Source organism: uncultured Aquimarina sp. (assembly GCF_947492405.1).
GTDB lineage: Bacteria > Bacteroidota > Bacteroidia > Flavobacteriales > Flavobacteriaceae > Aquimarina.
Window position 1 is genome coordinate 235,761 of sequence record NZ_CANLMP010000001.1, and the last position, 13,575, is coordinate 249,335.

The 13,575-nt window shown below is 32.5% G+C and carries 11 protein-coding genes; 7 read left to right on the forward strand and 4 right to left on the reverse strand.

Annotation, left to right across the window (positions count from 1 at the left end; genetic code table 11):
- Nucleotides 1-3: 3 nt before the first annotated feature.
- The 4 genes from Q0829_RS01010 to Q0829_RS01025 form a co-directional block, all read right to left on the reverse strand.
- The gene (locus Q0829_RS01010; protein ID WP_298538896.1) at nt 4-342 is read right to left on the reverse strand and encodes a cupin; all 339 of its coding nucleotides are present in this window, start codon (nt 340-342) and stop codon (nt 4-6) included.
- Nucleotides 343-931: 589 nt separating this feature from the next.
- Nucleotides 932-1,516, reverse strand: coding sequence for a hypothetical protein (locus Q0829_RS01015; RefSeq protein WP_298538898.1), 585 nt, complete (start codon nt 1,514-1,516; stop codon nt 932-934).
- A gap of 66 nt (nt 1,517-1,582) precedes the next feature.
- Nucleotides 1,583-1,963 (reverse strand): RidA family protein, encoded by a 381-nt coding sequence (locus tag Q0829_RS01020; RefSeq protein WP_298538900.1) that lies wholly within the window; start codon nt 1,961-1,963, stop codon nt 1,583-1,585.
- 97 nt (nt 1,964-2,060) lie between these two features.
- Nucleotides 2,061-4,838 (reverse strand): putative LPS assembly protein LptD, encoded by a 2,778-nt coding sequence (locus Q0829_RS01025; RefSeq protein ID WP_298538902.1) that lies wholly within the window; start codon nt 4,836-4,838, stop codon nt 2,061-2,063.
- Nucleotides 4,839-5,036: 198 nt separating this feature from the next.
- On the opposite strand from Q0829_RS01025, the gene Q0829_RS01030 reads away from it, so the two are divergent.
- From Q0829_RS01030 to Q0829_RS01060, 7 genes are all read left to right on the forward strand, one after another.
- Nucleotides 5,037-6,170, forward strand: coding sequence for an N-acetylmuramoyl-L-alanine amidase (locus tag Q0829_RS01030; RefSeq protein ID WP_298538904.1), 1,134 nt, complete (start codon nt 5,037-5,039; stop codon nt 6,168-6,170).
- A gap of 86 nt (nt 6,171-6,256) precedes the next feature.
- On the forward strand, nt 6,257-7,207 hold the full coding sequence (locus tag Q0829_RS01035; RefSeq protein ID WP_298538906.1) for an MlaD family protein: 951 nt from the start codon (nt 6,257-6,259) through the stop codon (nt 7,205-7,207).
- Nucleotides 7,208-7,220: 13 nt separating this feature from the next.
- On the forward strand, nt 7,221-8,546 hold the full coding sequence (locus Q0829_RS01040; RefSeq protein ID WP_298538908.1) for a (Fe-S)-binding protein: 1,326 nt from the start codon (nt 7,221-7,223) through the stop codon (nt 8,544-8,546).
- 66 nt (nt 8,547-8,612) lie between these two features.
- The gene (locus Q0829_RS01045; protein WP_298538910.1) at nt 8,613-9,059 is read left to right on the forward strand and encodes a phosphoheptose isomerase; all 447 of its coding nucleotides are present in this window, start codon (nt 8,613-8,615) and stop codon (nt 9,057-9,059) included.
- Nucleotides 9,060-9,123: 64 nt separating this feature from the next.
- Nucleotides 9,124-9,915, forward strand: a complete 792-nt coding sequence (locus Q0829_RS01050) for a (Fe-S)-binding protein (RefSeq protein WP_298538911.1) — start codon at nt 9,124-9,126, stop codon at nt 9,913-9,915.
- 122 nt (nt 9,916-10,037) lie between these two features.
- Nucleotides 10,038-10,523 (forward strand): ABC transporter ATPase, encoded by a 486-nt coding sequence (locus Q0829_RS01055; RefSeq protein WP_298538914.1) that lies wholly within the window; start codon nt 10,038-10,040, stop codon nt 10,521-10,523.
- 154 nt (nt 10,524-10,677) lie between these two features.
- Entirely contained in the window at nt 10,678-13,542 is a 2,865-nt protein-coding gene (locus Q0829_RS01060; protein WP_298541187.1) for a glycoside hydrolase family 3 N-terminal domain-containing protein, read from the forward strand.
- Nucleotides 13,543-13,575: the final 33 nt, after the last annotated feature.

The window sequence follows — 13,575 nt, forward strand, 5'->3', positions numbered from 1 at the left end:
GTGTTACTTATTTATCTGTTGTACCCTTTCTACAGAATCATTTTTGGATAAAGAAAGCCATACAATGCTATTTTCTGATGCAATTAGGCTGTGACCGATATGTGGTTTTAAAGAAATTATATCCCCTTTTTTAAGGGCATACGTTATATCATCTACAACAAAACCAATTTCTCCTTCAAAAACGGCTACCGTTATAGGGAATATGGTTTGGTGTTTTTTCATCTCTTGCCCTTTTTTAAATACTATTCTAATTTCTTTGGAGGTTTCACTTTCCATTAATTTCGTGATTACGGGTTTGTGATCTCCATATGTAATGTCCTTAAGCAATGATGTCAAATGCATATCAATTGTTTTTTTTTAGTTACTCCAAAAGTAGATGCTTTCTTCTTGTTGTTTTATGAGTTAGATCATAGAATAAAAGAGTAATGGGATGGTAGTTTTGCATCAAAATTCTTTAGAAGTCAAAACTCGAACTCTAAAAAAAATAGGAAAAGGATGAAAAGTGAATTAAAATACAAAAGCGAGATCATTTTTATAATGTCTCGCTTTTTAAGGTTTCTTAAATCTTCGTACCCGATAATCTTCGGGAGAACCGGAATTTTTACCGGTTAATATTTCCTGAATTATCATCTTCTGATTACCTATGAATTGCATAAGCTGAAGATGCAGGAAGTTCTTTTAAAAAGTTAACGAAAGATGTAAAATCAAATTTGAATTTAAATAGTAAATTTTTCATAATATATAATTTTAATTGTTATTTGATATTATATAATCAATCGCCGTGCCAAAATTTTAAAATCGCTCTTAGATGTTGATTTTAAAGGTGTTGAGAAGAGTATTGTTTTTGGTTGTGAAAACTTTAAAAGAAATAATGAATACAAGAATAGTAAAAATAGAATATATTAAGATGAACGAAAATTGATGGTGTTTTTTATATGTTGGTACTATTCTTAGATTGACTGGATAAGTTCTCTATGCACTGCTCTCTTATTTTCCATATTTCTTCAAATGAAAAATTTAGTTTTTCTGAGACGATCCATTCTTTGATAAAAGCCTGATGATATTTTATCTTATAACTTCCTACCTGATTTGGTTGTATGTTTTTTTCAATGATAACATCGTTTATAATCCTTCCAAAATCTGATGAATTAGAAGTGGCATCAATTGTTTCGTCATTATATCTTAAATAACAATGTGCTTCTGGAATATATTTCACATCATTATTTAGAATTACATTACCTATTTTAGGAGTATTTGTAGCGTTCATTTTATAGATCCCGATAATGAGCTTAATGTCATTCATTCCGTTTAGATCTGCGATTCTTTTTAAGAACGAGTGTTTAGAACTACATGTTCCTTTATTTTCTGTAATTACTAATGTGGCATCAGTTCTATTGAAATTTCTGCCGTAGGGTATGTTTTTTACATAGATTATGAGTTCAGACCAAGAAGTAATTCCTTTTTCCGTAATAATTTTGGATAAACTATCTTCTGAACTAATTTTAAAATCAAGCATGATTAAAAATAAAAAAACTCAAGTAAATTTTACTTGAGTTTTATAGTATGTTTTTTTTACAAAAAATTATTTTACGGCAATCACAGATATTTCTACATTTACAAACTTAGGTAATGCGGCAACTGCTACTGTTTCTCTGGCTGGCGCTGTATCTTCATCAAAATAGTTTCCATAAATTTCATTTACTTTTGAAAAATTATTCATGTCACTTAAGAAAATAGTCGTTTTAATAACATTTTCGAAAGTCATACCTACTTCATCCAAAATTGCTTTGAGATTCTGCATTACTTGTTCCGCTTCTGTTTTTATATCATCCATGACTAGTTCACCTGTTTCCGGATTGATTGCAATCTGACCAGAAGTATATAGTGTATTTCCGTTAAGAATGGCTTGATTGTAAGGTCCGATTGGAGCTGGAGCTTTAGAAGTAGTTATAATTTTTTTCATGATATGTGCAAAGTATTATTGTTTATATAGATTTCATAAATTTAATTCCTCAAACCTTTACCCTGAGCGTGTCGAAGGGTTAAACCTCATACCTATATTAAAGTTGTCTGTCCGGTTCTCGTCTTTTATCGTACTTAATATCACTAAGAACAGAAGATTTGATTCCAATAAAGAAGTTCCAGGATGTTCTTTCACTAAAAGGAATCCAGTTAAAACTCATATTCCAGCTGTCTAAGTCTCTTTGGAATCTGAGGTTGGTATATGTAAATCCTGGATTTTTAAGATCATAACCAGAAGATACGCCTACAGTCCACTTAGGAGCTAATTCGACATCACCGGAGAACATAATAGAATGAGATGATATTTCGTTTTGTCGTGCGTTATTGCTGTAATTAACTGTGTATGATAAACGTAAGGACCAAGGGATTTTGTAATTATAATTTTTGACATCCTTTTGTTCACGATTATTATCGTTTTGTCGATATGTTTGTTCTTCTCTAAAATCTGTTCCCCCACCAAATAGATTATCAGGCCTACCACCATTCCTTAATGTCTGGTTCGTTAAAGGGTCTTCATCAGATTTTCCTTTTTCAAAATCTTTGCTTGAGAACGAGTATCCAAAATTAGCACTGGCTCTTGTTAACCTAAATAAACTACCTCCATTCTCAATGTTCCAAACATCAATTTTACGGTTGTTGTTGTCTAATGCATAAGGATCTAACTCAGCACTAAAATTAATATCTAATTTATTCTGAACTATTGGGATATTTCCGGTTATTGATAAAGGACTAATTTGAAGTGAGTCACCAGCAATATTATAAGCAGTTCGAAAATTCAAATTATTTAATAGTACTACTTTTTTGGGTTCAGTAGCGGTGGTGTCTCTGCTTCTTACTTTTGCTTCTAGGTTATTGCTAAGAGAGAATCCTACACTACTCGAAAAAGTATTACTTGGTGCACCAAAGAAACCACCTTCAAAACGCGAATATTCAACAACTGTTTCATCAATATCTGGTGTATTCGGATCATCAGGGATAGTATATTCATCATAGAATTGATCAAAAGCTGGATTGATACTATAGCTTATAGAAGGTCTCATTGTATGACGGATCGCTTGTATTTTTTTATCTTTTTTAAAGTTAAAGGTACCATAGATAGTGGTTCCTAAACTAGTAGAAAAATTATAAGTTCTGTATGCATCAAAACCTGTAACCGTGTCTCTTACCACTTCACCTACGCCCTCATTGGCATCTTCATCAAAACGCTGTTTGATAACCTCAAATACCCAATTCTCCTGGAAGCTTGTTCCCATTGTAGCACTTAGATATTTAAAGATCTTAAAATTAGTACTAATAGGAATAGAGTGTTGCATTCCTATACTAGCACCTCTAAACATCTCAGAAGTAAAAAGCTCGTCATCCGTAGTCTGAATTCTATTTTCTCCTCTAAAGTTATATTGTGTATTGATATTTTGAATAATTCCTTTTTTAACACCCACTTTTGGAGCAAAAGGAAATATTCGTGATACACTAGCATTTACATTAGGAAGAGAAAGATTAACTATTCCTGTTTGAGTATTAGAATTGTGGGTGGCGGCTAAATTGACATTCACCTGAGGATCTCCTTGAAATGTTTTAGCGTAGGAAATAGAAGAACTAAGCTGATTGTTTAAGAAATTACCAGTATTTAACTGATTTGTAGACTGCTGAAAAAAGTCACTACTTCCAAAATTTACCGATGCAGAAAACCTCGAATTAGGATTAGCTTTTGCATCCTGGTTATGAGACCACTGAAGGTTATATGTAGTAGTTCTAGCAAAATCAGGAAATCCTCTTTCGCTAGTTAGATTATTTTCAAACCTAAAACGAACATTACCTCTATATTTATAACGTACTGCATATGCGGATTCCGCTAGGAGTGTGTAACTACCATTTGTATAGTAATCACCAGTCACAGTTAAATCTGCAAAATCACTAAGTGCAAAATAGTATCCACCATTCTGAAGAAAATATCCTCTATTATTTTCTTCTCCATAACTAGGAATAATAAACCCAGAAGTTCTATCTTCTTGTAAAGGGAAATACCCAAATGGTAAACCAAGAGGAGTAGGAACGTCTGCGATAAACATATTAACAAGTCCAGTTACAATCTTCTTTTTTGGCACTAGTTTTATCCGTCTTGCATAAAAGTAATAATCTGCATTATCAACGTCTTCTGCAGTGGTGAATTTTACATTACTCATATATATTACAGAGTCATTCACTCTTTTTGACACTTCTCCTTTAACATTCATTTCACCTTGTTTGGTTCTGGAATTGTAAATAAGCGCTTTTTCTGTATCAAAATTAAAACGGATAGAGTCTGGTTCTACTATATTCTGTGCTTGTTTAAAAACTGGAGTCTGAGAATAATCGCCAACAGAATCCTTAATACCATATGCGTATACTTCGTTCTTAGCATTATCGACGATAATGAGTCCTGCATTAATTTGCATTTCACCATATATGATTTCAGCTTCATTGTAGAGGTACATTTTGTTTTCTCTACGACTAAGTCTCATATAATCAGTTGATTTATACTTTACTTTATCTGTCAATAATTGTGGTGGTTCAGCAACAGTATCTTTTTTGGTGGTGTCTTGATCTTTCTCATTCTGTAGTATTTCCGATTTCGGATCTACAGTGTTTTTAGGTATAGAAAGAGTATCCTTTTGAACTGGAACTGGTTTCTTAGTGGTTTTATCAAACTCTTGTGCAGTTGTATAACAAATACAAAATAGTGAAAAACTTAGTGAATAAAGTATGTTACGTACCGTTGTTTGCAATGGTTTAAATCCTATTTTTGTAAAACTATGGCTTAGTTTTTGAAGTGCCAAAATTACATATATTTTTTATGTAGAGATTGTAATTGGTAAAAAAATAAATATTTATATCAAATACAGCGCTCTAACGTTATTATAAATAAAACTTGTATTGTAATTTCTAAGATCATAACCTTATGATTTTAGAATTATTATACTAAATACGGAAACAATTAGGTAATGTTTCAAGCTAAGTGATAATTTTGTGTAATTATGAAAAAGAAAATAATATATAGCTCCTTGTCGATTGTATTGATTTTTATACTGTCTGCATTTTCTATATCAGTAGCTCCGGATAGTTATAAGGAAAAGTTTGTCGTGGTTTTGGATGCTGGACATGGTGGACATGACCCTGGAAATAGAGGAAATGGTTATAAAGAAAAGGATATTGCACTTAAAGTAGTATTAGCAGTTGGAACGGCTTTAGAAAAGGACGATAGATTTAAAGTAGTATATACTAGAAAGGATGATAAATTTATCGAATTACATGAGAGAGGGAGTATAGCAAATAAAGCAAAGGCAGATCTATTTGTATCTGTTCATTGTAACTCTCATCATTCTCAAGCATATGGAACAGAAACATTTGTACTCGGTTTGCACGCTAATGATGAAAACTTTAATGTCGCAAAAAACGAAAACTCGGTTATTTTACTGGAAGATAACTATGAAGCAAACTATGATGGGTTTGATCCCAATTCTCCAGAATCTATTATTGGATTAACATTAATGCAGGAAGAGTATCTTGATCAAAGCCTTACGTTAGCAAGTTTTGTGCAGAATCGATTCAATAAAACATTAAAAAGGAAAAGTAGAGGAGTAAAACAAGCTGGTTTTGTTGTATTGCATCAAACATATATGCCAAGCGTACTTATAGAATTAGGGTTTCTTACCAATAATAAAGAAGGAAAGTATCTTAATTCTAAAAAAGGTCAGGAAGAAATGGCTAAATCCATAATTAAATCAATCGTAGACTATAAGGAAAGTTTGGATGCAGCGTATTATGTTCCAGAACCTGAAATCCAAAAAACAGTTACTAATGATTCTATAACACAAATAGTGGGAGAGCAATTATATGATGATATAATTTTTAAAGTTCAGATTGCAGCAGGTTCTAATGATATTGAGCTTGACCCGAAAAATTTTAATGGACTGGATCAATTATCGAAAGTTCAGTTTGATGACTTGTATAAATATTATTTCGGAAACACTTCTAATTATAATTTAATCAAGGAATTAAAAGGAGTAGCTGTAGAGAAAGGATACACCTCGTGTTTTGTAGTTGCATTTAAGGATAATGAATTAATTCCACTTACAGAAGCGTTAAAAATGGATGCTTCATCGAATTAATCTAAATAAATACTGAGAATTCATTCGTTAATAATCTTTAGAAGTATTTTTTTTATTCTAAATTTGTTTCCTAAATATATGCTATTTTGAAATTTACTCGCGAAGTTAAAACAGGAATTTTAGCACTGTGTGCTATAGCACTTTTGATTTTTGGTTATAGTTTTTTAAAAGGTAAAAACCTTTTGAATGATGATAGGACTTTTTATGCTATATACGATAATGTAGAAGGTTTAATACCATCTTCTCCTGTTACCATAAATGGTTTAGTCGTTGGTAAAGTGATCTCTATTAGTTTTGCCGATACTAATGGGAAGTTGTTGGTTAAATTTAATGTCAATAATAAGTTTGCTTTTTCTAAAAATAGCTTAGCAAAGGTTTATGGAGGAGGTTTAATAGGAGGTAAAAGCCTTGCAATAGAACCTATATATGAACAAGGGTTAGAAGCAAAAGATCAGGATACGCTTCCAGGAAAGGTAGAAGCAGGTCTTCTCGAACTGGTAAATGAGCAGTTAACTCCTCTTCAGCTCAAATTAGAATCCGCAATAAAAGATGCAGATACTTTATTAACTTCTGTAAATGAAATTTTATCAGTTGATAATAAAAATAATTTGAATTCTATATTTAACGATTTAAGTGTTACGGTTAGAAACTTTAAAGGAGCGTCTGGAGCTTTGAACAATATTTTGTCAGGTAATGAAGGGAAGTTAAATAAAACACTTTCTAATCTAGACGAAATGTCAACAAACCTTAACCAATTCTCGGATTCCTTATCAAAGGTCAACATAGGTAAATTGGTTAATGATTTAGATGGTGTATTAGCTAATTTTGAGAAAATCTCTAAAGATTTAGAAGTTGGAAACGGAACTGCCGGGAAACTACTTAAGGACGATAAATTATATGGTAATTTAGAAAAAGCCAGTAAAGAACTAGAATTATTACTTCAGGATCTTCGATTGAACCCTACAAGATACGTTAATGTCTCTGTCTTTGGAAAAAAGAATAAGCCGTACGTAAAACCAACAGATTCAATAAACTAACTACTATCAAACTATGCAGTATATTCCTAATATCATTTTTACAATTGCTTTAATAGCAGGAATTGGGTATTTCACTAAGAACATTAGAAAAGTCATTCGTAATATTCGATTGGGTAAGGATGTAGATCGAACAGATAATAAAAAAGAACGTTTCAATAATATGGCGCGTATTGCCTTGGGACAGTCTAAGATGGTAAGAAGACCGGTTTCTGGTGCATTACATATTATAGTGTATCTAGGATTTATTATTATAAATATTGAAGTACTGGAAATAATCATTGATGGTATTTTAGGAACCCATAGAATATTTGCTTTTTTAGGAGGTCTTTATGATTTCCTAATAGGTTCTTTTGAAATTTTAGCGTTTTTAGTATTTGTAGGGGTAGTTATATTCTGGATCAGACGTAACGTAATTAGAATTAAACGTTTTTGGAACCCTGAAATGAAAGGTTGGCCAAAAAATGATGGAAACCTGATTCTGTATTTCGAAATGGTATTGATGACGCTTTTCCTAGTGATGAATGCAGCGGATCTACAGTTACAATATTTGGGCGCAGAACATTATATAAAAGCAGGAGCATATCCAATAAGCCAATATATTTCACCATTATTTAGTGGAATGTCCGAAGGAACATTAATTCTAGTAGAAAGAGGAGCTTGGTGGATGCATATTATTGGAATATTAGTTTTTCTAAACTATTTATATTTCTCCAAACATTTACATATTCTTTTAGCATTTCCTAATACCTATTATGGCGATTTAAAACCAAAAGGGCAAATGGATAACTTAGAAGCGGTTACCAAAGAGGTGATGCTTATGATGGATCCTAATGCAGATCCATTTGCAGCTCCGGCAGATGATGAAGCCGAAGCTGAACCAGAAAAGTTTGGAGCATCAGATGTAATGGATTTAAACTGGGTACAATTGCTTAATTCATATACCTGCACAGAGTGTGGGCGTTGTACTAGTGAATGCCCGGCAAACCAGACAGGAAAGAAGTTATCGCCTCGTAAAATTATGATGGATACCAGAGATCGTCTTCAGGAAGTTGGAGATAATATTGATAAGAATGGTAGTTTTGTGGATGACGGTAAGCAATTACTAAATGACTATATTTCTCAAGAAGAATTATGGGCTTGTACCAGTTGTAATGCTTGTGTAGAAGCCTGTCCTGTAAGTATTAGTCCGTTATCTATTATTATGGATATGAGAAGATATTTAGTAATGGAACAAAGTGCAGCACCAACAGACTTAAACAATATGATGTCTAATATAGAAAATAATGGAGCTCCTTGGCCATTTAACCAAATGGATAGATTAAACTGGAGTCAGGAATAAAAAATATAATATTATTAACCATAACTATTAACCATAAACTTTAAAATTTAAGAGAATTTAGAAATTATGAAGAAGGAAGAAGTAGAGAAATTATTGCATGATAAGATAGAAGCTGGAGAACATATCAGTCCTGTTTTACCAGAAGGGATTAAAAATTATCTTATCGATATTGATGGAACAATTACAGAAGATGTTCCTAATGAAGAACCAGAGAGAATGGCTACTTGTAAACCATTCCCGGATGCATTAATTACATTGAATAAATGGTATGAAGAAGGGCATATTATATGCTTTTTTACATCCAGAACAGAAGAACATAGAGAAGTTACAGAGACTTGGTTAAATAAACATGGGTTTAAATATCATAGTCTTTTAATGGGGAAACCAAGAGGAGGAAATTATCATTGGATTGATAATCACTTGGTAAAAGCTACTCGATATACTGGTAAATTTACTGAACTGGTAGAAAGAGTAGTAACCATAGAAGTTTTTGACGACGGTAAACACGATTAAATATGAATTTTTGTTTTGAATAATTTTTCAAACGGAAATCATAATATATAAATAGTAAATACATATGAGTGAAACAGTAAAGGTGCCAACAATGGCAGAGTATATGGCTGAAGGAAAAAAGCCAGAAGTTTTATTTTGGGTAGGCTGTGCTGGTAGTTTTGATGACAGAGCCAAGAAAATTACTAAGGCTTTTGTGAAATTACTTCATAGTGCCAATGTAGACTTTGCTGTATTAGGTACTGAGGAAAGTTGTACCGGTGATCCTGCTAAAAGATCAGGTAATGAATTCTTGTTCCAAATGCAAGCAGTTACTAATATCGAAGTAATGAATGCTTATGAAATAAAGAAAGTAGTTACCGCTTGTCCTCATTGTTTCAATACGCTAAAAAATGAGTATCCTGTATTAGGAGGTGATTATGAAGTTATGCACCACACACAATTTCTTAAGTCCTTACTAGATGAAGGAAGATTAACAGTGCAGGGAGGAAAGTTTAAAGGAAAGCGTATTACTTTTCACGACCCTTGTTACTTAGGTAGAGCGAATAATGTGTATGAAGCGCCTAGAGATCTTCTTAAGAAATTAGAAGTGGAGCTTATAGAGATGAAACGCTGCAAGCGCAATGGATTATGTTGTGGAGCAGGAGGAGCACAAATGTTTAAAGAACCAGAACCAGGAAATAAAGACGTTAATGTCGAGAGAACAGAGGATGCTCTGGAAACAAAGCCAGATATTATCGCAGCTGGTTGCCCTTTCTGTAATACTATGATGACGGATGGTGTTAAAAATAAAGAAAAAGAAGATAGTATTGACGTGATGGATGTAGCAGAATTAATTGCAAATGCCCAAGATTTATAAAAGTATTTTTTAATAAATGAAATACAATAATAAAAGAGTTGATATGTTTGTTCATATTAACTCTTTTTTGTTGCAACAATTAGAAATAGTTTTTGTTATTTTAGAGAATAAAAAGAAAGCTGATGTTAGTAGATTTTAATGAGCTCCCTGATACCTCGAGAATTTGGATATATCAGGCAAACAGATCCTTTACTTTAGAGGAATTAGAAGAGATAAGAAAAAAGTTAGATGCTTTTATAACACAATGGACTGCACACGGATCCGATCTCAAGGCAGGATATGATATAAAATATAAAAGGTTTATTAGTATTGCTCTAGATCAAAATGTTAATGAAGCAACTGGATGTTCTATAGATGCTTCTGTACATTTCATACAGAAATTAGAAGGCGATTACAATGTGGATTTGATGGATAAAATGAATGTTTCTTATAAACAAGGAGAGTTTGTTGCATATAAATCCCTTACGGACTTTAGAAAAATGGCAAAAAACCGATCTGTTTCTCCGAATACTATTGTGTTTAATAACCTTGTGACTAATATTGCCGAATATAAGACAGATTGGGAAGTTCCTGCTAAAGAGAGTTGGCATAACCGTTTTTTAAATTAGTTTTTTTGTGCGATATACTTTTAAAAAATACTTTTCCTATGTAATTTTTATTTTCACATTGTCAGTTTATTCTCAACAATCTGATGTTTTAAAGATAGAAGATTCGATTAACGGAAACCAGTCTGACTCGCTTACTATTGAATTAAAAACAGATATAACTCCATTAAATCCACTTGTTGTTAAAGATCAATATGATGTCCAAAGATTGTGGGTAGATAGTATTTATAACAGAATGACACTTAAGGAAAAAATAGGTCAGTTATTTATGGTAGATGTCTTTTCTTCAAAACCGAAGAAAGAGACAGATAAAATAAAGAAACTGATAGAAGAGTTTCATATTGGAGGAATCATTTTTTCTAAAGGAGGACCAAAACGTCAGGCTAAATTAAACAATGAATATCAAGAACTCTCCAAAGTACCTCTGCTTATTGGGATGGATGCAGAATGGGGATTAGCTATGCGATTGGATTCTACTAAAGCTTTTCCCTGGAATATGACTTTAGGAGCTATTCAGGATAATGATTTAATTGAAGAGACTGGGCGACAAATTGCTAAACACTGTAAACGGTTAGGAGTTCATATTAATTTTGCCCCTGTTGTTGATATGAATACGAATCCTAAAAACCCAATTATTGGAAATCGTTCTTTTGGCGAAGACAAAGATAATGTTACAGAAAAGGCATTAGCTTTCATGAAAGGAATGCAAAAAGAAGGAGTGCTAGCAAGTGCAAAACATTTTCCAGGTCACGGAGATACAGATAGTGATTCACATAAAACACTACCAACTATTAATTTTGATCAGAAAAGAATAGATAGTATAGAGCTATATCCGTATCGTAAACTAATTGCTGATGGATTATCTAGTGTAATGGTGGCACACCTTAATATTCCGAGTTTAGAACCTCGATCAGGATATCCATCTTCGATTTCTGAGAACGTGGTTACTAATATTTTGCAAGACAGTCTTGGCTTTGAAGGATTAATCATCACAGATGCTTTAAATATGAAAGGAGCTTCTGATTTTAAAGCACCTGGTGATATTGATCTGGCAGCTTTGAAAGCAGGAAATGATATTCTTTTAATATCTGAAGATGTTCCTTTGGCATCTCAGAAAATTGTATCTGCTTATTATGCAGGCGAAATTACGGAAGAACGTTTGTCGCGTTCTGTTAAAAAGATATTACAAGCAAAATACAAGGCAGGACTTCATAAATACAAACCTGTAAAAATAGAATACCTTACAGAAGAGCTTAACAGTATAGCCAATGAGGTTTTACATCATAAATTGGTAGAGAATTCTTTAACTTTAATCAAAAATGATAGGGCAATATTACCTGTTAAGAATCTGGATCTTAAAAAAGTAGCATATGTTTCTTTAGGAGATGATTCTGGAGAAATCTTTTTAGAAGAATTGAATAAGTATACCAAAGTAGATTGGGTAAAAGGTAATCAGCTTCCTGATATATTAGATCAGTTACGAAACTATAATTACGTTATTGTTGGTTTGCATAAATCAAACGATAATCCCTGGAAAGATTATAAGTTTAAGGATAAAGAATTGGTATGGTTGTATGAAATAGCAAGACTTAATAATACGGTGTTAAGTGTTTTTTCTCGCCCATATGCAATGCTAGATCTTCAGACAACCACAAACTTCGAAGGCGTTTTAATGGCATATCAAAATAGTCCGGTTGCTCAACAAAAAGCTGCTCAATTGCTTTTTGGAGCTATAGAGGCGAAAGGGAAACTCCCTGTAAGTCTTGGTGAAGATTTTCCTTTAGGAACAGGATTTGAAACAAGACCTTTAAAACGTCTTACATATGGTATACCGGAAACCGTAGGTATGAACTCTCATAAGTTAGAACGTATTGATTCTATAGTGAATATAGCATTAAAAGAAGAGATGACACCTGGCTTACAATTAATTGTAGCGAGAAAAGGTAAAGTGATTTTTAATAAGAATTATGGATATCATACCTATTCAAAATCTCGGAAAGTTAAAAGTTCAGATATTTATGATTTAGCATCCTTAACAAAGATTCTTTCTACATTACCATTAACAATGGAGTTGAAGGATAAAGGTATTTTGTCTTTGGATACTAGAGTTGGAGAGATGTTACCTTCATTTAGTGATTCTAATAAAAAGGATATTACCGTAAGGTCGATGTTGTCGCATTACGCACGATTAAGAGCTTGGATTCCCTTTTACTTAAAAACGCTAGATACTGCTACTACGAGACCTGATAAGAAATACTATAGAAATAAACTTTCTGATGAATTTAATATTAAGGTAACTAGTAATTTGTATCTGAGAAGTGATATGAAAGATTCTTTGATGTTACGAATAAAAGATAGCGAATTAAGAAATAGACTTAGTTATAAATACAGTGATCTCCCGTATTATTTAATGAAATCATTTATTGAAGAACATTATGGAAATAACCTGAATGCTTTAACTCAACAACATTTTTATCGAGCTATGGGGGCAAGCAAAATGGGATATTTGCCGTTAAATAGGTTTGATAAAAAACAAATTGTTCCGACTGAAAATGATCAAGCATATAGGAAAGAAATTATTCATGGATATGTTCATGATCAAGGTGCAGCGATGTTCGGAGGTATTGGAGGCCATGCAGGACTATTTTCTAATGCCAACGATGTTACAAAAATGATGCAAATGTATCTTAATGGAGGATACTATGGTGGTAAACAATATATAAGTAGTCAGACAATAGCAGAATTTAATACCTGTACTTATTGTAATAAAAGTGTAAGAAGAGGAGTAGGTTTTGATAAACCCCAGTTAGGTGATGTGGGTCCCACTTGTGGCTGTATATCAATGAATAGCTATGGACATAGTGGTTTTACGGGCACATTTACCTGGGCAGATCCTGATGAAGAAATAATCTATGTATTTTTAAGTAATCGTACGTTTCCTGATTCTGCTAATCGTAAACTGATATCTAATGATATTAGGTCGGAGATTCAGAGATTGATATATGAAGCAATAAATTATTGATAAGATATATATCATAGATTCATAGTCTAAAAA